The 19988-nt window shown below is 48.3% G+C and carries 19 protein-coding genes, 1 pseudogene and 2 riboswitches; all 20 genes and pseudogenes read right to left on the reverse strand.

Translation table 11 applies throughout. The annotated features are described in order from the left end of the window. Window positions 1–368: 368 nt before the first annotated feature. The gene (locus tag AB4Z29_RS28255) at window positions 369–1172 is read right to left on the reverse strand and encodes a transglutaminase-like domain-containing protein (protein WP_441946305.1); all 804 of its coding nucleotides are present in this window, start codon (window positions 1170–1172) and stop codon (window positions 369–371) included. A gap of 13 nt (window positions 1173–1185) precedes the next feature. Continuing rightward, window positions 1186–1264: riboswitch (cyclic di-GMP riboswitch) on the reverse strand. 48 nt (window positions 1265–1312) lie between these two features. Then, window positions 1313–1391, reverse strand: a riboswitch (cyclic di-GMP riboswitch). Window positions 1392–1567: 176 nt separating this feature from the next. Beyond that, window positions 1568–3064: a lysine--tRNA ligase gene (lysS, locus tag AB4Z29_RS28260; protein ID WP_441946306.1), complete on the reverse strand. Its 1497-nt coding sequence runs from the start codon at window positions 3062–3064 to the stop codon at window positions 1568–1570. A gap of 177 nt (window positions 3065–3241) precedes the next feature. Beyond that, window positions 3242–3718 carry a transcription elongation factor GreA gene (gene greA, locus AB4Z29_RS28265; protein WP_441946307.1) on the reverse strand — a complete coding sequence of 159 codons (477 nt, stop codon included), beginning with the start codon at window positions 3716–3718 and terminating at the stop codon, window positions 3242–3244. Window positions 3719–4076: 358 nt separating this feature from the next. Continuing rightward, window positions 4077–4916, reverse strand: a pseudogene (locus AB4Z29_RS28270) (tRNA-dihydrouridine synthase). A gap of 81 nt (window positions 4917–4997) precedes the next feature. After that, entirely contained in the window at window positions 4998–5210 is a 213-nt protein-coding gene (locus AB4Z29_RS28275; protein WP_114383855.1) for a helix-turn-helix domain-containing protein, read from the reverse strand. After that, window positions 5162–5710, reverse strand: a complete 549-nt coding sequence (folK, locus tag AB4Z29_RS28280; protein ID WP_441946308.1) for a 2-amino-4-hydroxy-6-hydroxymethyldihydropteridine diphosphokinase — start codon at window positions 5708–5710, stop codon at window positions 5162–5164. Before folK ends, AB4Z29_RS28275 begins: the two co-directional genes overlap by 49 nt. After that, the gene (gene folB / locus AB4Z29_RS28285) at window positions 5688–6074 is read right to left on the reverse strand and encodes a dihydroneopterin aldolase (RefSeq protein ID WP_441946309.1); all 387 of its coding nucleotides are present in this window, start codon (window positions 6072–6074) and stop codon (window positions 5688–5690) included. Before folB ends, folK begins: the two co-directional genes overlap by 23 nt. 65 nt (window positions 6075–6139) lie before the next feature. Next, the gene (folP, locus tag AB4Z29_RS28290) at window positions 6140–6988 is read right to left on the reverse strand and encodes a dihydropteroate synthase (protein ID WP_441946310.1); all 849 of its coding nucleotides are present in this window, start codon (window positions 6986–6988) and stop codon (window positions 6140–6142) included. A gap of 55 nt (window positions 6989–7043) precedes the next feature. After that, window positions 7044–7931 (reverse strand): aminodeoxychorismate lyase, encoded by an 888-nt coding sequence (pabC, locus tag AB4Z29_RS28295; RefSeq protein ID WP_441946311.1) that lies wholly within the window; start codon window positions 7929–7931, stop codon window positions 7044–7046. Next, window positions 7928–8509 carry an aminodeoxychorismate/anthranilate synthase component II gene (gene pabA / locus AB4Z29_RS28300; RefSeq protein ID WP_441946312.1) on the reverse strand — a complete coding sequence of 194 codons (582 nt, stop codon included), beginning with the start codon at window positions 8507–8509 and terminating at the stop codon, window positions 7928–7930. Before pabA ends, pabC begins: the two co-directional genes overlap by 4 nt. Continuing rightward, entirely contained in the window at window positions 8506–10110 is a 1605-nt protein-coding gene (locus tag AB4Z29_RS28305) for an anthranilate synthase component I family protein (protein ID WP_441946313.1), read from the reverse strand. Before AB4Z29_RS28305 ends, pabA begins: the two co-directional genes overlap by 4 nt. A 113-nt stretch (window positions 10111–10223) precedes the next feature. After that, window positions 10224–11162 carry a cysteine synthase A gene (cysK, locus tag AB4Z29_RS28310; RefSeq protein WP_441946314.1) on the reverse strand — a complete coding sequence of 313 codons (939 nt, stop codon included), beginning with the start codon at window positions 11160–11162 and terminating at the stop codon, window positions 10224–10226. 128 nt (window positions 11163–11290) lie between these two features. Further along, complete coding sequence (locus tag AB4Z29_RS28315) at window positions 11291–12295, reverse strand: peptidylprolyl isomerase (protein ID WP_441946315.1); 1005 nt, start codon at window positions 12293–12295, stop codon at window positions 11291–11293. A gap of 18 nt (window positions 12296–12313) precedes the next feature. Then, the gene (gene hslO, locus AB4Z29_RS28320) at window positions 12314–13222 is read right to left on the reverse strand and encodes an Hsp33 family molecular chaperone HslO (RefSeq protein ID WP_441946316.1); all 909 of its coding nucleotides are present in this window, start codon (window positions 13220–13222) and stop codon (window positions 12314–12316) included. Next, on the reverse strand, window positions 13222–13995 hold the full coding sequence (locus tag AB4Z29_RS28325) for a type III pantothenate kinase (protein ID WP_441946317.1): 774 nt from the start codon (window positions 13993–13995) through the stop codon (window positions 13222–13224). The genes hslO and AB4Z29_RS28325 overlap by 1 nt, the downstream gene beginning before the upstream one ends. After that, window positions 13992–14876, reverse strand: a complete 885-nt coding sequence (nadC, locus tag AB4Z29_RS28330; RefSeq protein ID WP_441946318.1) for a carboxylating nicotinate-nucleotide diphosphorylase — start codon at window positions 14874–14876, stop codon at window positions 13992–13994. Before nadC ends, AB4Z29_RS28325 begins: the two co-directional genes overlap by 4 nt. Further along, window positions 14869–16482 (reverse strand): L-aspartate oxidase, encoded by a 1614-nt coding sequence (gene nadB, locus AB4Z29_RS28335; RefSeq protein WP_441946365.1) that lies wholly within the window; start codon window positions 16480–16482, stop codon window positions 14869–14871. Before nadB ends, nadC begins: the two co-directional genes overlap by 8 nt. A 122-nt stretch (window positions 16483–16604) precedes the next feature. Next, a complete protein-coding gene (gene nadA / locus AB4Z29_RS28340) occupies window positions 16605–17543 on the reverse strand; it encodes a quinolinate synthase NadA (RefSeq protein ID WP_183571296.1) in 939 nt (312 codons plus the stop codon). A gap of 396 nt (window positions 17544–17939) precedes the next feature. Further along, window positions 17940–18902, reverse strand: coding sequence for an ABC transporter permease (locus AB4Z29_RS28345; RefSeq protein ID WP_441946319.1), 963 nt, complete (start codon window positions 18900–18902; stop codon window positions 17940–17942). Next, window positions 18903–19985 carry an ABC transporter permease gene (locus AB4Z29_RS28350; RefSeq protein ID WP_441946320.1) on the reverse strand — a complete coding sequence of 361 codons (1083 nt, stop codon included), beginning with the start codon at window positions 19983–19985 and terminating at the stop codon, window positions 18903–18905. Window positions 19986–19988: the final 3 nt, after the last annotated feature.

A 19988-nucleotide genomic window follows, 5' to 3' on the forward strand; every position in this document is an offset into this window, starting at 1 on the left:
ATGTATTAGGCACGCCGCCAGCGTTCGTCCTGAGCCAGGATCAAACTCTCCAAATTGGTGTTTGAAATGCTCATTACTTTGTTATCGCTTTTTCGCTTATCCCGAAGGATTTGCGAGGCAGTTATTACTCGTTGTTCAGTTTTCAAAGAACAATCTTTTCTTTCATGTCGACCGTGTGTCTCGTTGGCGACCTAGATAATATATCACGTTCGCCTATAGCATTGCAAGTGTTTTTTTCGGTTTTAGCAAAATCATTTTTGTGTTCATAAAATCGACTGAAAACTACGTTTACTATGTAGGCTATATAATGAAGGAACTTACAAAAAAAACGAGCTAAGCGCAAGTACGCTAGCTCGTTGTTCTACCCCTTAATATTGTTTCGAGACCGTGTATTTCGAAGCATTTTTAATTTGTTCGAACTTTTTGTTGCCTTTTTTAAGGCCTGCATCAACTGTTGTATCGATAATGACCCATTTGCCATCCAAGTAAACCTCGTTCCAAGCGTGATATACATTAACGTATTCCGAATTCCCCATCATTAACTTTGTCGGAATATCCAAGCTGCGAAGCATCCCTGCAAACAATGCAGCATATCCATAGCAAATGTCTTTTTTGGATTTGAACGTACGATCAATACTTGGCAAGTAATCAACTGAGAGGTTCGCGGCTAATTGATTGTCATAGTTAATGTTTGTAATTACATAGTCATAAACAGCCTTTACTTTCTCGCTATCCGTTTTTTTGTTTTTTGTAAGCTCTTTTGCCTTCACAATCGCATTGCTTGTATCGGTCCAATTAATGTTTTGAATGGAGTTGAGATAAAGTACTTTGCTGTCTTTCAAACTAAGAGTAACGTTTTGCTTTGCTACCAGCTTGTACTTGTTTGCCGATGCGTTTTCTAATACCGATATTGTATATTGTCCGTTACCAAGCTGCAGCGGAAATTGTTCTGCTTTTCCACCTGCAGTTAGGTTGTACGTATAATTAGCTTGTCCTTTTGCAATCATAAGTTTCGTTTTCACTTTAGCGTTAACCGGATAATCAACAGCCACGACACCATTGCTTAGACCAGTCGTATCCAACCATTGGCTTGCTTCACTAGCCTGAGCAGGCGTTGCATTAATAGAAGCAAACAGGATAAAAGCTGCGATTAACAAAATAAATTTGCGCATAAAAAAAACCCCTTTCGGTAGCTGGCTGCCATCTGTCAGAAGGCCCTTTAGCTTTGCGTCCCTACCTTTCGATAGGTTTGCCGTTATCGTATGAAGCTTTACTCATTCATTTAAAGAGAAAACAAAAAAAAGCTTGTCCATTCGGTAGCTGGCTGCCATCTGTCGGAAGGCCCTTTAGCTTTGCGTCCCTACCTTTCGATAGGTTTGCCGTTATCGTGCTCTGCTTTATAGTTCTAATATACCATATGAATCTCACAAATCAATAGGCCTATTAAATAATAGAGCATATTTTGGTAGATTTTAAGAATTGATGCTGTATAAGCTAGATATTAGCCAATAAAAAACGCCGAGACTAATCAGTCCCGGCGAATCTATATACTGCGTTATTCAGCAGACTATTGGTCCCTCATATGAGGGAACAACAGCACGTCACGGATGGACGGTGCATCTGTCAATAGCATAATCAAGCGGTCTATTCCGATACCAAGCCCCCCAGTAGGCGGCATACCGTATTCTAAAGCACGGATAAAGTCCTCATCCATCTCATGAGCTTCATCATTACCATGCTCACGTTCAACCAGCTGTGATTCGAACCGTTCGCGTTGATCGATAGGATCATTGAGCTCGGTAAAAGCATTCGCATGTTCGCGAGCCACAATAAACAACTCGAAACGATCTGTGAAACGCGGATCTGCTTCGCTCTTTTTCGCAAGCGGTGAAATAGCGACCGGATGCCCGGTTACAAAAGTCGGCTGAATCAAGGTGTGCTCACAGAACTGCTCAAAAAAGGCATTAAGGATATGGCCAAAGGTCATATGAGCATCAACCCCAACCTTATGCTCCTTAGCCAAGCGGTGTGCTTCTTCATCGCTCATTTCCACGCCGAAATCAACGCCAGTCGTTTCCTTAACAATCTCAACCATGGATACTCGGCGCCATTGCGGCGTTAAATCAATTTCTTGCCCTTGATAAGTGATCGTCGTCGTGCCAAGCACTTCTTGGGCGATATGTGCAATGACGTTCTCTGTCAATGCCATAATATCCTTGTAGTCCGCGTAAGCCTCATATAGCTCAATCATCGTAAACTCTGGATTATGCCGCGTCGACATTCCTTCATTACGATATACGCGGCCAATTTCGTAAACCTTCTCTAACCCGCCGACGATGAGACGTTTCAAATGAAGCTCGATTGCGATACGCATATAAAGCTGCATATCAAGCGCATTATGATGTGTCTCGAACGGACGAGCTGCCGCACCGCCTGCAATGGAATGCAGGGTTGGCGTTTCTACCTCTAGATAACCGCGGGAATCCAGGTAGCGGCGCATCGATTGAATGATTTTGGAACGTGTAATAAAGGTTTGCTGTACGTCAGGGTTCACGATGAGATCAACATAACGTTGGCGGTAACGAAGCTCTACATCCTTCAGGCCGTGATATTTATCAGGCAGCGGAAGCAACGATTTCGTCAACACTTCAATGTCATGGGCTTTGACTGAAACCTCGCCCGTATTTGTTTTGAACACGACACCCTGCACACCGATGATATCGCCAATATCGAGCAGATCGAATGCGGCAAACTTGTGCTCTTCGACGGTATCTTTACGTACATAGATTTGAATCTTTCCGCTCAAATCCTGAATCGTAGCAAAGCCGGCTTTTCCCATGCCGCGTTTTTGCATGATGCGTCCTGCGATACGCACGGAAACGGCTTGTCCTTCCAGCTCTTCCTTGCTATGTCCTTCATTGGCTTGCACGATTTCTTTTGCGTTATGTGTCCGCTCAAACTTCCGTCCGAAAGGATCGACGCCTAACCCTCTAAGCTCGTCTAATTTGTCTCTGCGAATTTGCAAGAGCTCGCTTAGCTCCTGCTCATTGTTTTCATGTTCCACTTCTTCATCTCCTTGATCATTCGGCAAGCATAAGCAGCTGTGACCAGATTATTGCGGCATGCAATCATTTTCCGATAAAATATAAGCGCCGCATCAGTATCCATCTATACGTTCTTATATTTTAAACGTTCAAAAAGCTTCCTACAAGGAAGCTTTCTGATCCGCGCATAGCAAACCTTATTTTTTGATGTCGAGAATTTTGTATTGAATCATGCCGACAGGTACGCTGACTTCGACAACCGTTCCTTTTTTCTTGCCCAAAATCGCTTTGCCTACCGGACTTTCATTTGAGATCTTGTTTTGCAGCGGGTCAGCCTCTGCCGTTCCTACAATGGAATATTCCATTGTGTCTCCATATTCCATATCTTCAACCGTCACGATCGAACCGATGCTAACGGTATCAATATCAATATCGTCATTATTTATTATACGCGCATTGCGCAGCATTTTCTCAAGGGTAAGAACGCGTCCTTCGATAAACGCCTGCTCATTCTTCGCATCCTCGTACTCCGAGTTCTCGCTTATATCACCATAGCCAATCGCTACTTTAATACGTTCAGCAACTTCACGACGCTTGACCGATTTTAGGTTCTCTAATTCATCTTCAAGCTTTCGCAGCCCTTCTTGAGTCAGAATGATTTGCTTATCGTTCATCTTTCCGATTCTCCTGTCATGTGACTAATTTTTCATACCTTGTATGAATTCACTGATACCTAATATATTACGCTTCCTGCTCCTCATACCTACTGTTAATTGGAGGCACTTGATGTATTCGTTATATTATATTGCACGATTATATTGCAAGGTTAACTGAATGTCAATCAAAGCCAGACGAGCCATTGAAACCGTTTCAATTGTCAAAACGGAAGCAGAAGCCCGCTTGATAGCGGCTTTTGTCGAATGGTGTCGGTGAGCTTCGATTTTCATTCGCTGCCTGTAACCGGTCTATGGTTGGATTAGTATACATCTCTTCAGCAGTACCTGATGCTCCGACAGCCGTAACTGCAGGAGACTAGAACTCCTCTTCTTCCTCAAGCACTCGAACATAGTTCACTAGATGGGCTGCCAAAGGGTCGCGTCCGGTTTCTTCCATGATGACAACCTTTACCCTCGCTCCGCCTGGCAGTCCCTTCAGATAACACGCAAGATGCTTGCGCATCTCCCTGACGGCAGCTATTTCATTCTTAAGCGCAACTAAGCGGTCCAAATTAATAGCTACTTCCATTTTCTCGCACTGTGTTAGATCGCTAAGCAGCTCGCCGTTTGTTAAATATTGAATGGTCCGGTACAGCTTCTATGGGGTTCCTAATGCACCGCGACCAATCATTACGCCGACGCAGCCCGTATGATCCAGAAGGCGCTTGGCATCCTCTAGTGAGAAAACGTCGCCATTTCCTATAACAGGAATAGATACCGCTTCTTTGACATCTTTTATGATGTCCCAATTGGCCTTGCCTGTATACAGCTGCTCGCACGCGCGAGCATGTACGCTTACGGCCTTGCCGCCCGCGCGTTCAACGGCACGCGCATTCTCGACAGCAAATATATGCTCATCATCCCAGCCAGTACGCATCTTCACTGTTACTGGTTCGTAACCGCTTCTACAACTGACGAAACCATTTCGTACATTTTATCGACAAGCAATTCCGGCCCCGCCGAATAATTGAAGGCTGAGCGATTTCTCGCGTTCGTCAACGAGCAGCATTTCAAGCGTTCATTTGTAGCCGTGAAGAATAGCTTTGTCGTTAACCATATCCACACATACAAGTCCTGTTCCAAATTCCTTTGCAATCAATTGAAAAGCAGGATTGCACACGCCAGGCATCGGTGCTAGCACCACTCTGATCTTCATCGCGCTGTCTCCGATTTTAGCATGTCGCTCCTTGCTCCCCTTCTGATTGGGTATGGTTCAAATGAAAGAAATGCAGCATCGCTATTCGCGATCATCCGACATTAACTCCTCGTAGCTGATTCCTAACGTTTTGGCGATATGCCCCAGCAGCTTCGGGTCGGTCTTTCTTGTTCCACGCTCTAATGAGCCGAGCACGGCTACTGATACGCCAAGCTCCTTGGCCAGCTCTTGCTGAGTGTAGCCCTTCAGCTTTCGAAAGGCTCTGACGCGCTGCGCCAATTGATTGTTTTCCATAACGTAATGCCTTCCTTTCCATCCAGAAGCGCCGCTTCTGACGCTGCGCCTACCTCCTGCTGCAGCAGATGCGATTGATCCAGCACATCATGCAGCGGCACAAGGACAAACGCCCGCTCCATCATGCGCGGATGCGGCAAGGTTAGTTCCTCTTGATCCATTCTGACATTATCATATAGGAGCAGATCGAGGTCAATGGTTCTAGGTCCCCAACGTATTTGTCGAACTCTCCCTAATTGCTGCTCGAAGGCTAGAAGCTGACGCAGCAATTCTATCGGAGATAATGTCGATTGTACAGCCAACACCATATTGAGAAAAGGTGGTTGCTCCGTATAGCCTACCGGTTCCGTCTCATACAAGCCGGATACGCGATTTACCTCGATGCTTGGATGCTCGTCTATCAAGCTAATCGCCGACAACAGCAATTGCTCCCTGTTCCCCATGTTCGATCCAAGTGCAATATAAGCCGCTGCCCCATTATGCGGGAATTGTTCGTCCATCAGCATCCCGCTTTCTACGCAGCTCCACCGTTACTCCGTCAAAATGGATATCGAACGGCGGGTTTGGCTTTGTTACTCGAACTGTCACTTCATTTACCATAGTATAAGCTTCCAGTACCCGTGATGCAATGTGACCAGTTAAAGCTTCGATCAGCTTAAAAGCAGGACCTTCCACAATCGTTTTGGCCAGCGCATGGACCTCAGCATAATTAACCGTACAAGTTAGATCATCGGTCGCTGCCGCCTGCTCTAAATCCATTGCAAGCTCGATATCAACCTCGTATTTCTGTCCGAGCTTGTTCTCTTCAGGGAATACGCCGTGGTATCCGTAAAACCTCATCCCTTTAATAATCATGTTGTCCATTATATCCACTCTCCCAACGTTATTGCATGCGTATCTGTCTAAATAACGCATTGCTTTTGCTTCTTTTAATCGCGGTATATGATAGCGTCAGCCATTAGTGCAGCGCGCTTGATTGCACCTACGTCATGAACCCGCATGATTTGGCAGCCTTGTGCGATGCCAAGGACAACAGTTGCTGCCGTACCTTCAACAAGCTCTTCAACAGGCAGATTCAACGTTTGCTTAATGAATCGTTTGCGCGAGGTACCAAGGAGAACGGGGTACCCGAGTCCTGCTACCTCTGATAAATGGCCCATCAGTTCGAGATTATCTTCATGGGTTTTTGCAAAACCAATACCCGGATCCAGCCATATTTGATCTTCCTTAACTCCAGCTGCCTGTGCCAAGCGCACGCTTCCAATCAGGTCGGCAAGCACATCCGGAACCAAATCGTTATAATCCCTCGAATGTCGGTTATGACTAATTATGACCGGACATCCGTATTCCGCCGCAACCGGCGCCATATTGGGGTCACCCTTCAAGCCCCAAATATCATTGATGATATGGGCGCCAGCCTCCAATGCTTGACGAGCCGCCTCCGCTTTATAGGTGTCAATTGAGAGTGGCATATGCGGTAGCGCTTTACGCACTGCCCGAATAACGGGAACAATCCGGCGCAGCTCTTCTTCAAGACTAACCGGCTCGAACCCTGGACGAGTAGACTCTCCCCCAATATCGAGCATGTCCGCGCCAGCCAACGCCATCGCTTCTGCATGAGCAACGGCTGCCTCAATATTCATGTAGCGCCCCCCATCCGAGAACGAATCAGGTGTTGCATTCAGAATCCCCATAATGAGTGTCCGATTGCCTAACGCAAGCGTCGCTCCATCTCCAAATTCGTATACTCTTTTATAGAAAATCGGCCGCTGCTTCACTTGATTACCGCCTTCCTTTGTATTTTCTCTAAGTCTGCCCTTTAGATGGTACTAGCTAATACATCTCTCCATTTGTCGTCGTCAATTTCCTATATAGCGTTAACAGCTGCCTAGTTAGAGCGCCAGCCTCCCCGTTACCTACAATGTGAGTCTGTCCCAAAATGTCGGTTAACCTCGTAACAGGCACGAGCTCCTGAATCGAGTTGGTCAGCCAAACCTCGCCCGCCTGCAGCAGCATATCCCAGCTATATAACCCTTCCTCTGTTTGAAATCCTTTGCCGCTCGCCAGTTCCAGCACACGCTCACGCGTAATGCCCGGCAATATGCCGGTTGAAATCGCCGGCGTGCATACAACGTTATCCATAACGAAAAACAAGTTGCTGACAATCCCCTCCGCCAGCCATCCCTCATAGCTCAGCATGAGCCCTTCCGCTCCCGCCGAGGCTCCGCTTGCGAGCAGCTCCCGCTTCGCAATAATATTGTTCATATAATGGAGAGACTTGTAGCGAACATCACCTTCCGGGGTGTTCCGCCGCGTCTTCATAAGCCGCAGCTCCCTTCCGCGCATATGAACCTCATCATTTATGGACGGCAGAGCCTTCACTAACATAAGTACAGTCGGACGCTCATAATCACCGGTCGGCAAGCCCAGCTCCGCTTCCCCGGCGCTAACGGTCATTCGGATATAAGCATCCTCCAATCCATTTGCTGCGATCAGTTCTTTTACCCATGCAGCGATTTGTTTGGGATCGCTCTGGTATCGAATGCCCAACTGCTCGCAGCCCGCATGCAGACGATTCAAATGTCGATCTAATAAAAAAGGTACCCCGTTATAGGTACGAAAGGTTTCGAACAAGCCCATACCGTACAAAAAACCGTGATCATAAACTGAGATCACGGCTTCACTTGCTTCCAAAACGGTGCCGTTCAGTCCGATTTTCATCGCACTGCGCCCGTCCGGTTTTGCAAGAAATTACGAAGCATTGTAAGGCCATGCTCCGTTATGATCGATTCAGGGTGAAATTGTACGCCCTCAATCGGATATTCCTTATGACGAAGGCCCATAATTTCGCCTTCCTCTGTTTCTGCTGTAATTTCCAGACAGTCTGGCAGCGTTTCACGACGTACAATAAGGGAGTGATAGCGCGTTGCCGTAAACGGCGAGGGCATTCCCTCGAATATGGATTTCCCCTGATGATGGATCGCGGAAGTCTTGCCGTGCATGAGCTTCTCGGCGCGAACAACCTCGCCGCCAAAGGCTTGTCCGATAGACTGATGCCCTAAGCAAACACCGAAAATAGGAATTTTCCCTTTGAAATGCTCAATAAGAGAAAGGCTGATACCCGCTTCATTCGGGGAACAGGGGCCTGGCGAAATTAGAATGTGATCGGGTGCCATCGCTTCGATTCCTGCCAAATCGATCTCGTCATTGCGCTTCACCGTAATGTCTTCACCAAGCTCACCCAAATACTGAACGAGATTGTACGTAAAAGAATCATAATTATCGATTACCAATATCATGTTAAGGCTCCCCCTTTATCCGGCTCTGCTGCCTGTCTATGCGCCGCATACCGTTCGCTGTATTGAATGGCCTTCCACAACGCCTTTGCTTTGTTCAATGATTCCTTATATTCCCGCTCCGGGTCCGAATCAATAACAATACCAGCACCTGCTTGAATATGAACGGCCCCATCCTGCAGAGCCATCGTTCTTATAATGATATTAAATTCCATATCGCCATTGTAGTCAATCCAGCCAAGCGAGCCCGTGTAGGGACCTCTGCGCGTTGGCTCCAGCTCCTCGATGATCTCCATCGTCCGAATCTTCGGGGCACCTGTAATCGTTCCACCAGGAAAAGTAGCTGAAATAACATCATAAGCATCCTTGCCTTGCGCCAACTGCCCTTCTACTTGCGATACCAGATGCATCACATGCGAATACTGCTCGATGACCATCAGCTCTTCTACCTTCACTGTGCCGTAAGCGGAAATGCGCCCAAGATCATTTCGCTCCAAGTCGACCAGCATGATATGCTCAGCTCGTTCCTTCTCATTCGAGAGGAGCTCGTCTGCCAAGCGACGGTCCTCCTCCTCCGTGCGACCGCGCCTGCGAGTTCCGGCAATCGGTCTTGTTGCAAGCTTAGTCTCCTTCAGCTCAACCAATAGCTCAGGTGAGGCCGATACCAGCTGGAAATCAGGACAGCGCAGGAAGCCCATGTAAGGGGATGGATTAATTAATCGCAGCCATTCATAAAGTTCTTCCGGCGATGATACGATTTCTTTGCTCTGTCGTACCGATAAATTCACTTGGAACACGTCACCCTGCTCTATATATCGCTGTATGCGGCGAACAGCTTCCATATAAGCTTCCTTCGGAAAAGGAGAGGTTATAACAGCAAGAGAAGACATATCCATCTGCAGTTGATCATCGTCTAGCAGCTGTAGTCGTTTCCTCCGAGTTGTCGCCGCTCTTTCTTTGGCCTTGTCCTCATCAAACCAAGTCAGCCAATAATCGGTCATGCCGCTCGCTCTAAAGAGGGCATTCTCATACGCTGCGCTTAGCTCCGCCTCATCACTGCCAAGATCAATCTCCGTATGGACAGCACAGTAAACCTTCTCATCCACATGGTCTATAATCCATAGCTCATTGACTTGCATGAATAAGTAATCCGGAATGCTTCGATCATCCAATGCAAGCATCGGCAAGCGCTCTATGGAACGAATAACGTCATATCCCCAGAACCCGACACAGCCGCCAATCCATTTGGGACCATCAGCAACCCTTGGTCCGGTTTTGCCACTCATCCACTCCCGTACTACTTCAAGCGGCTTTCCGCTCCATGCGCGCTTGCTCTGCTCCTCTAATGACCGAAAAGCTACCGATTCCGCAGACATGCCTTTCCCTCGAATAATCGCATCCGGATGCAAGCCCAGATAGGAGTATCGTCCGTCCTTCCCGCTCTCTAAAACGAAAGCATACGGCGAAGCGTCCTGCCATACCTCTTCCCACGATAAAACCCCTGCCCGAAGCTCGAGCTGAAATGGTATTTCCATAATCAGCGGCAGCGTTGTATATTTCCGTTCGGCGTGCCACCGAGTCCACTGCTCCTTAGCGGTGACCATCACCCTCAACCCCCGATAACTTCACTTATTTTGCTCAGTATACCGAATAGCTAGTTAAAAAGAAAGCCTTCCATTCCGAGGAATGAAAGGCTGTTGGCTATAAGCATCAGAAATTAGTTTTCGAAGTTGAATAGTGGAGTTGAAAGGTAACGTTCGCCGTTACTTGGAACAATCGCTACTACACGTTTGCCTGCACCAAGCTCTTTCGCCACTTGCAAGGCTGCATAAATCGCAGCACCAGAAGAAATACCGCAAAGAATGCCTTCTTCTTTCGCAGCACGACGAGCATAATCGAATGCATCCTCGTTCTCAATCGTAATAACAGCATCATAAATTTCGCGGTTCAAAATGTCAGGTACGAAGTTTGCTCCGATTCCTTGGATTTTGTGAGCGCCCGGTTTACCGCCGGATAGGATCGGCGAAGCAGCCGGCTCTACTGCGTAAATTTTGATGCCTTCAAAGTTTTTCTTAAGCACTTCGCCCGTACCGGAAATAGTACCGCCCGTACCGATACCTGCTACGAACGCATCCAATTTGCCATCAAGCGAGTTGATTGCTTCAACGATCTCAGGTCCAGTTGTCTCGCGGTGTACCTTAACGTTTGCTTGGTTTTTGAATTGCTGCGGCAGGAAGTAGTTAGGATGTTCAGCTGCAAGCTCTTCCGCTTTGCGAACAGCGCCGTTCATTCCTTCAGACCCTGGTGTCAATACAAGCTCTGCGCCATAAGCACGAAGCAGGTTGCGACGCTCAATACTCATTGTTTCTGGCATTACAAGGATAGCCTTATAGCCTTTTGCCGCTGCTACAAGTGCTAGTCCGATTCCTGTATTGCCGCTTGTAGGCTCAATAATCGTATCGCCTGGCTTGATAATTCCCTCTTGCTCAGCTACTTCGATCATGCTGATTGCAATACGGTCTTTGACGCTTGCACCCGGATTCTGGTACTCAAGCTTAACATATACTTCTGCGCTACCTTCAGGTACGAGACGGTTTAAACGAACTAACGGAGTATCACCGATAAGATCAAGAACACTTTGTACGATTTTGGCCATGGAAATAACTGCCTCCTTATTCCGACTAATTCAGTTGGTATTTTCACTAATTCCATCTTAACAATGTCTTGTATCCCTTGTCAATAGTGACTTTCTCACTCCATTGAAAACGTTGCCTATATGAGATGCTATTCGATTTTCACTGCATCATATTTGGCCAGCAGCTTATCTTCCATTTCGGAGAGCGAATCAGCTTGTTCAAGCGCCAGCTGCTTGCGAACGGCATCATGCAGCCTTCGTCCCGTCATCGTGGTGGTCATTTGTCGTTCGATTAGTCGAATTACGGCAAATCCGCCATCCACCTTTATTGGACCAGCCATCTCGGCAACCTGCAATCTGCTCGCTGTTTCGAGCATCTCGGAATTGTAGAATGGATCATCCGCATCAATCAAGCCGAGATCTCCGCCTCCATCCGCTGTGAAGGAATCGATTGAATAGGTACGCGCCAGCTCAGCGAAATCCGCACCGTCCGTAAGCAGTCCGAGTACCGAATTCGCTTCCTTCGATGTCTCGGTCATAATCCATTGCAGATGAAGCTGCGTTCTTGCTTCGAATTCTTCAGGATGGTCCGCAATGTAGCGATCAACCTCTTCGTCAGTAATGTTAATACTACGGATGACGATTTTCTCCATAAGCAGCCGATAATTCAACTCATCCAGCACCTGTTCCCTACTCATACCGAGCTGCTCCTGCATCACTTCATAATAGCGCGACTCGCTTTCATAACCTTCAACCATCTTCGCCAGCTCACGGCTTTGTTCATCTGCTGATATGCTCAGATCAAATGCCGCCGACTCTAGATCAATCGCTCTACGCACCATTAACGATCGCAGGGTGGCTTCCCCATATTGCTTCTCGAGCTCGCCCTGCAAATCAGCTGCCGTAATCGTCTCTTTGCCTACTCTAGCAATGACTCGCCGTCCATTTTCCTGAATTGATTGGTCTCCTCCAGGCGATGGCTCCACTTTACCCGGGTCTATAGGCTCTTCTTCGCTCCCGACATTCGTTGGTGCCTGATTATCCAGCTGGCGGTCATTCCCCGGCCACACCTTTATAATCACGACTACCGTCAATACGACCATACAAACGGCTTGAAGGATAACAACGGTCCTAAGCACCTCGTATTTCCTCATTCCCCTAAGGCCTCCAATTTATTGGATCGGCTTCGGTTTCGCTTGAGCAAGCAGCAGCTCCAGCTGAGCCCGTTCAAATGTATACGCTTCGTTGCAAAATTGGCAAACGACTTCCGCTTTTCCGTCTTCATCTATAATTTGCTGCAGTTCATGCTCGCCTAAGCTAAGAAGCGTCTGCTCCACGCGCTCGGATGAGCAAAAGCACTGAAACTTTAAATCCATGGTATCGTGTATGTGAAGCTCACCCTCGCCAACAATTCGGCGGAGCAGGCCCTCAGGCGTTTCCCCCTCGAATAGAAGGGTCGTCACAGGCGGCAAGGATGCTATCGCTTGCTCCAGCCGCGTTATTTCTTCATCCGACAGTCCAGGCAGGAGCTGTACGATGAATCCGCCAGATTCCAGCACGGCATGATTATCCGTATCCACCAGCACGCCCAATCCAACAGCGGAAGGCGTCTGCTCCGAAACAGCGAAATAATACGTAAAGTCTTCACCAAGCTCACCCGACACAATCGGAACGCTGCCGCGATATGGCTCCTTCATTCCCAAATCCTTTGTGATATGAAGATATCCACTGCTTCCGACTGCGCCTGCTACATCCAGCTTCCCTTGCGCATTGCTGGGCAAGTGTACATGAGGGTTGTCAACGTAGCCGCGAACCTCGCCTTCCGCATTCGCATCAACGGCGATTTGACCAACCGGACCATCGCCCTTCACTTGAATCGTCAGCTTCTCCTGTCCTTTCAGCATGGCTCCCATGATGGCTCCTGCCGTCAATGTCCGACCAAGGGCGGCCGTAGCCGTTGGATAGGTATCATGCCTTTTGCGGAGCTCCTCAACAAGCTGAGTCGTACGAGCCGCGAACACTCGAATCTTTCCGTCCCATGCCGTTCCCCGCACCAGCACGTCCTTCAGCTGATTATCCATTATAATCCCTCCTGATTGCGTTCATATATGATTCGAAGACCTTCCAGGGTCAGCAGCGGATCGACCTCTTCTATCGTTTCCGATTCGGCGGCAATTAACTCCGCTAGCCCTCCCGTCGCTATGACGCGCGGCGAAACGCCAAATTCGGTACGAATACGTTTGACGATACCATCTACTTGGCCCGCATAGCCAAAAATAATGCCAGCCTGCATCGATGTAACCGGATTTCGGCCTATGACGCTCTTCGGCTTTACAAGTTCAATACGCGGCAGCTTTGCCGCACGCTGGTAAAGCGCTTCAGTCGAAATGCCTATCCCCGGAACGATTGCTCCGCCTAAGTAGTTGCCGCCTTCATCAATATAGTCGAACGTCGTTGCCGTACCGAAATCAACGACAATAAGCGGCGACCCGTATTTAACGATACCCGCCACTGAATTAACGATACGATCGGCGCCAACCTCACGCGGATTTTCATAACGGATATTCAATCCGGTTTTCACGCCAGGACCTACAACTAAAGGAATTTTTCGCATATATTTCAGACATAGCTGCTCTAACGTGCGCATCAAAGGAGGCACGACAGAGGAAATAATGACCCCTTCCATCTGCTCAAGCTTAACGCCCGCATAATGAAACAGGTTATGGATGTTTATGCCATATTCATCTACTGTGGCAGAACGATTCGTGCTTAGACGCCAATGATGAAGGAGCTCTTTTCCTTTGTAAATGCCAAGTACGATATTCGTGTTTCCGACGTCAATGACGAGGATCAAAGCAGTTCCCCACCCTTCTTCGCATTCAAATCCAAGCTAATGTCCAGCGCTTGGAAAGAATAGGTCAATCCTCCAACGGAAATGACATCGACTCCACAATCTGCAATACCCTTAATTGTTTCTAATGAAACGCCGCCTGACGCTTCTACGATAACATGCGGGGATGCTAGCTTGATTTGGGCTACCGCTTCTCTCATCATAGCCGGAGCCATGTTGTCCAGCATGATAATGTCCGCCCCGCAAGCGAGCGCTTCGCCCACCTGCTCCAGCGATTCCGTCTCCACTTCAATTTTCATCGTATGGGGGATTTTGCTGCGCGCAGCCTCAACAGCTGCACGAATGCCGCCTGAACCTTTAATATGGTTATCCTTGATCATTACAGCATCATATAAGCCGAAGCGGTGATTGGCTCCGCCGCCTACGCGTACTGCGTACTTCTCAAGCATGCGGTGGCCTGGCGTCGTTTTGCGCGTATCGACTAGCCTTACCGGCAAGCCTTCAAGCGCACGGACAAATGCATCCGTCTTCATCGCAATGCCAGACAGCCTTTGCATCAGGTTAAGCGCTAGTCGTTCCCCTATTAGCAAGCTGTGCGTGCTGCCTTCTACTGTAGCAAGTACCGTTCCTTTAACGACATGATCCCCATCGTTTACGTGAGGCTGGAATACAAGTGATGCATCCACGACCTCGAATACAAGCTTAGCGATTGGAATTCCAGCAACAATACCGCTTTCTTTGACATGGATAACAGCCTTAGAACGCGAATCCCTTGGTATAGTCGTCTCTGTCGTGATGTCTCCACTGCCAATATCCTCTGCAAGCCAGCCGCGAATTTGCTCGCGCACCGCCGTATCATATCCGCCTGCCGTCCATTCAAACATTCTCTATTCGCTCCTCCGTCAGTCCATATAGACGGTGTAACACCGTATGCTTTCTCCACATTTCATCGTCGCGAGCCGGGAAATCCTCACGATAATGCGCTCCGCGGCTTTCCTCGCGAGAGAGCGCAGCCTCTGTAGTCAGTAAAGCGCATGTGAGCAGGTTCGCAAATTCATATTCCTCACGCTCGGTAAGCACTGACTGATAAATCGGAAGCTGACGCTTCAATTCCTCCAGCCCTTTGATCAATCCTTTGGCATCTCGGCGCAAGCCTGCATAACGAACCATTATTTTTTGAAGCTTAAGACGTCTTTCGACTACCGCTTGAATCGAGGTGTTGATTCGCTCCGTGTCTTTGTCGATAACGGGGATAACGGTATTTTCCGTAAGCTCTTCGATTCGCTTAATGATTCGTCTGCCAAACACGATCGCTTCAGACAGCGAATTGCTTGCCAATCGATTAGCTCCATGTACGCCGGTTGATGAAACCTCTCCGCATGCGAACAAACGCTTAATGTTTGTTTCTCCATTTAAGTCCGTTTTCACTCCGCCCATCATATAATGCATGGCTGGGGCTACCGGAATCCAATCCGAGGTCAGATCAAGACCGTATCTCAAACAGTATTCGTATATAGTAGGAAAACGGTGCTTGACCATCTCTGGTGATTCATGCGTAATATCGATATAAACAAAGGTTGACTTCGTCTCTTCCATTTCGCTAACGATTGCGCGCGCAACAACGTCCCTAGGAGCCAGCTCCTGCTGCTCATGATAACGCTCCATGAATCGTTCTCCCTTGATATTGCGAAGATACGCACCCTCGCCCCGGACAGCCTCCGAAATTAAAAATCTCGGCGCTCCAGGGTAACAGAGTGAAGTCGGATGAAATTGAATGAACTCTACGTCTTGTATGTATGCTCCTGCACGGTAAGCCATGGCAATGCCGTCACCTGTTGCGACCTCAGGATTTGTTGTGTAGCGGTATAGCTGCCCGGCACCGCCTGAGCTGAGAATAACGGCTTTGCCTTTGACGAATAAACGCTGTCCGCCTGGCTTTTGCACGATAGCTCCACAGCATACGCCGTCTTGCGTAACCAAATCGATGACAAAATGGTCATCCCACACCTCGATTCGATCATTCGCAACCGCGGTTTCCGATAAAGCCCGAACAATCTCGAAGCCGGTAGCGTCACCGTTGGCATGCAAAATCCGCCGCTGGCTGTGAGCGCCTTCTTTCGTCAGCGCAAACTCGCCATTCTCCAAGTCGAATTGCGTTCCCATCTTAATTAAGCTGCGAACGCCTTTAGGTCCCTCGTGCACTAATACATCGACGGCTTCATCCGAGCACAGTCCAGCTCCTGCTATGAGCGTGTCCTGTCTATGGTAAGCTGGAGAATCCTCATCCGATATTACAGCGGCTATTCCGCCTTGTGCATACCTTGTATTGCTGTCGAGCAGCGATTTTTTCGTAATCATTAGAACGGAATTGTTCTCACTTGCCCGTATAGCGGTAAAAAGACCGGCAATGCCGGCCCCGATTACGATGACATCTTTTTCAACAACAGGCAGCTCACTAAGCTGCACATCTACTAAATATCTAGGAATCATCATGGCTCCCCCAAGCGTAAACGGTGAAACCCGGCTCACTGCCGTCTGCTTACGTCTTTTCATGGAATATAGGCATAAAATTTACAGCGAAGCTAATCTTGCGAACATAAAAGTAGCGTTTCTTACTTCACAAGCAGCATGCGCTCCAAGGAAAGACGGGCTTGATCCGCAACATGAGGCGGTACGTAAATTTGAGGCTGCATCGTTTCCAAAGCTTTCACAAGCTTCTTCAAATTATTCACCTTCATATTCGGGCAAACCAAATATTTGGATGCAAAATGGAAGGTCTTGCCCGGGCTGTCTAGACGAAGCTGGTAGCCAGTGCCATCCTCCGTGCCCACGATGAACTCTTGGCAATCGGATTCCTTGCAATATTTGATAATGGCTGTTGTACTGCCGACAAAGTCACCTAACTCCACAACTTCGGGACGGCACTCTGGATGAACGACAAACTGTGCGTTCGGATATTTCGCTTTCATTTCCTCAACGTCTTTGACCGTAAGCATGTCATGCGTGTTGCAGTAGCCTTCCCAGATAATCATCTTCTTATCTGTGTTCTGCTGCACATAGTGGCCAAGGTTTTTATCCGGTACCCAGATCACTTCATCGCCCTCAACCGAGTTCACAACCTTAACCGCGTTTGCTGATGTACAGCAAATATCCGTCTCTGCTTTAATTTCTGCAGACGAGTTAATGTAGGTTACTACCTTTGCGTTCGGATGCTGCGCTTTCAGCTTGCGCAAGCCATCAACGCTGACCATGTCTGCCATTGGGCAACCGGCGCGCTCATCGGGTATAATAACCGTTTTGTTAGGTGCAAGAATCTTAGCGCTCTCACCCATAAAGTGAACGCCGCAGAAAACGATAACGTCAGCATCCGTCTGGGCCGCCTTCTGCGCAAGCAAAAAGGAGTCGCCGCGGAAATCCGCTACCTCTTGTATTTCATCACGCTGATAATAATGAGCTAGAATAATAGCATTCCGTTCTTTCTTCAACTGTAACAACCGTTCACGCAGCTCGCGGTTTTGCTCCGCCTTGCGTTCCAGCGCCAGTGCTTCCACAGTAGATCCTCTCCTCTTATGAGGGATGGGGTATGCCCATTCCGTTATACGGCAAGCTCAACTTTGTGAATTGATGCACAAACTTAGAAAGTCGCTTACCTATAGTTTAAACCAAAAGGGATAAATTCATTTGATTAAGTTTTAATTTACACGCGGTAGATGCTACTGTCAATGCGTGAAAGCCCTTTTTGGGCCTACTGCTTCAAATTAATTTTTCTTATAGCTGTATCCGGGCAGCATTCGCAGCAAACGGGCTTTCTTCGCATAAAATCCGAGCCATTTCGACGATTCACGCCCAATATGGCGATATTAGGCAATTAAGGGAAAAGAATCGATTGCCTTGCTGTATAAATAGAAAAGTCTCTCTCCTCAAGGGAAAGAGACTTTTGTCTTCCATTAACGTTTTGCTGGATCGTATGGCTGACCAAGCGCAGAAGGCGCATTGGAACGGCCAACGGCACCCGCTAGAACGATCAAGGTCAATACATAAGGCAGCATATAGAAGAACTCTGCCGGAATTTGCTGTGCAAATTCAAATCGCTGCATAAAGCTTCTGAGCGCTTGTGCGAGACCGAAAAACATTGCTGCGCCTACTAAGCCAAGCGGATTCCACTTGCCGAATATCAACGCGGCAAGCGCGATGAAGCCTTGGCCCGAAATCGTATTATGCGCAAAGCTGCTTGTCGTTGTCAGCGTAATCGTAGCACCGCCAAGACCTGCCAGCGCTCCACTGAGCAATACGCCGATGTAACGGTATTTGGACACGCTAATCCCTACTGTATCTGCCGAGCTCGGATGCTCGCCAACCGCGCGAAGACGCAGCCCGAAAGGCGTGCGGAACAGAATGTAGTAGCTGATAACAGCAAGTGCGAGCGCGATATACGTTGTCGGGTATGCAGTAAATATCGCCCTGCCAAGCAGAGGGATGTCCGATAGAAACGGAATCTGCCATTTATGAAACACGTTCTCAAGCAGTGGTGTCTGCCCCGAGCCTGCATACAGGCTTTTTGTCAGATAAAGGGCTAAGCCTAGCGATAAAATATTAATAACGACACCCACAACCGTTTGATCCGCCCGAAACGTAATCGTCGATATCGCATGCAGTAATGAGAACAGTACGCCGTAGACGGCTGCCGCTATAAAACCAATCCAAGGTGAAACGCCGCCAAGACCCGCTTGAATGGCATATTCGGTAGCGACAGCCGCAGCAAACGCGCCTGACACCATTAAGCCTTCGAGACCGATGTTAACGACACCCGAGCGCTCCGAGTACATTCCCCCGAGCGCCGTAAAGATCAGCGCGGTAGAAAAGACAAGCGTTGTATTAATGAGCTGTCCAATGATTTCGAGTACGTTCATCTACGCCGCCTCCTTCCGCTTGCTCGCACGTTTATTTAGAAAAGGCTTAAGGAACCACTTCACTAATCCATGCGAAGCAACGAAGAAAATAACGGCACCGATCACGATGCGAACAACCTCCGGAGGAACGCCTGCACCAAAGCTCATACCGGCTGAGCCGTAACTTAACCCGCCGAATAAAACAGCGCCTAACAGAACGCCTATTGGGGTATTGCCCCCAAGCAATGCTACTGCAATACCGTCAAACCCATAGCCAGGAGAAGCAGCCATCACAGTCTGATTGCCGAATACACCTAGAATTTCAAAAACCCCGCCAAGTCCTGCAAACATACCGCTTATGAACATCGATTTCACCATCGTTACATTGACATTCATCCCCGCATACAGGGCTGCATCGGGATTGTGGCCAACCGCACGCAGCTCATAGCCTTGCTTTGTACGCCAGAGTACGATGTAAAATATGATAACGCAGACGATCGCAATGATGGTTCCCCAGTGCATCCGGGCATTGTCCGTCAGCTTGATCAGCCAATCGATTTTGACCATAGCGGATTCGTGAACCGCCATTGATTTCTGTTGTCCCTTCTCGACAAGGTACTTCGCAACAATAAAGTTCGACAGAAACAAGGCGATCCAATTGAGCATGATGGAGGAAATAACCTCGTTAACGCCGCGCTTCGCTTTCAGATAGCCTGCAATGCCAGCCCACAATCCGCCGAACACCGCGCCAGTTATTATTGCAAGCGGAGCGTGGATGTACCACGGTAGATCGAGTAAAACGCCAATGATCGTTGCGCCTGTCATACCCATGACAAACTGTCCTTCTACCCCGATATTGAATAACCCGGTTCGGAATGCAAACGATACCGCAAGACCGGTAAATATGAGCGGCGTAATGGCCCGAATCGCTTCACCAAGGTTGTAAGGCGTGCTGAACAGCTTATCCAGCAATGACGAATAGGCAAGTATGGGATTGTAACCTCCCGCCAGCATCGCAATTGCCCCTACAATTAGACCGAGAACAATCGCAATCAGAGGGATGAGGATAGACGATTTACTAAATATTTTTCTCAACATTTCCATATG

The organism is Paenibacillus sp. 2TAB23 (genome assembly GCF_052115165.1).
Lineage (GTDB): Bacteria > Bacillota > Bacilli > Paenibacillales > Paenibacillaceae > Pristimantibacillus.

What these genes read in the sequence shown, in the direction of transcription:
- AB4Z29_RS28315 (WP_441946315.1), bottom strand. Translation starts at nt 12,295, where the DNA reads ATGAGGAAATACGAGGTGCTTAGGACCGTTGTTATCCTTCAAGCCGTT.
- AB4Z29_RS28305 (WP_441946313.1), bottom strand. Translation starts at nt 10,110, where the DNA reads ATGGTCACCGCTAAGGAGCAGTGGACTCGGTGGCACGCCGAACGGAAA.
- nadC (WP_441946318.1), bottom strand. Translation starts at nt 14,876, where the DNA reads ATGTTTGAATGGACGGCAGGCGGATATGATACGGCGGTGCGCGAGCAA.
- nadB (WP_441946365.1), bottom strand. Translation starts at nt 16,482, where the DNA reads ATGATTCCTAGATATTTAGTAGATGTGCAGCTTAGTGAGCTGCCTGTT.
- cysK (WP_441946314.1), bottom strand. Translation starts at nt 11,162, where the DNA reads ATGGCCAAAATCGTACAAAGTGTTCTTGATCTTATCGGTGATACTCCG.
- AB4Z29_RS28345 (WP_441946319.1), bottom strand. Translation starts at nt 18,902, where the DNA reads ATGAACGTACTCGAAATCATTGGACAGCTCATTAATACAACGCTTGTC.
- folB (WP_441946309.1), bottom strand. Translation starts at nt 6,074, where the DNA reads ATGGACAACATGATTATTAAAGGGATGAGGTTTTACGGATACCACGGC.
- AB4Z29_RS28255 (WP_441946305.1), bottom strand. Translation starts at nt 1,172, where the DNA reads ATGCGCAAATTTATTTTGTTAATCGCAGCTTTTATCCTGTTTGCTTCT.
- folK (WP_441946308.1), bottom strand. Translation starts at nt 5,710, where the DNA reads ATGGACGAACAATTCCCGCATAATGGGGCAGCGGCTTATATTGCACTT.
- AB4Z29_RS28275 (WP_114383855.1), bottom strand. Translation starts at nt 5,210, where the DNA reads ATGGAAAACAATCAATTGGCGCAGCGCGTCAGAGCCTTTCGAAAGCTG.
- pabC (WP_441946311.1), bottom strand. Translation starts at nt 7,931, where the DNA reads ATGAAAATCGGACTGAACGGCACCGTTTTGGAAGCAAGTGAAGCCGTG.
- hslO (WP_441946316.1), bottom strand. Translation starts at nt 13,222, where the DNA reads ATGGATAATCAGCTGAAGGACGTGCTGGTGCGGGGAACGGCATGGGAC.
- pabA (WP_441946312.1), bottom strand. Translation starts at nt 8,509, where the DNA reads ATGATATTGGTAATCGATAATTATGATTCTTTTACGTACAATCTCGTT.
- greA (WP_441946307.1), bottom strand. Translation starts at nt 3,718, where the DNA reads ATGAACGATAAGCAAATCATTCTGACTCAAGAAGGGCTGCGAAAGCTT.
- AB4Z29_RS28350 (WP_441946320.1), bottom strand. Translation starts at nt 19,985, where the DNA reads ATGGAAATGTTGAGAAAAATATTTAGTAAATCGTCTATCCTCATCCCT.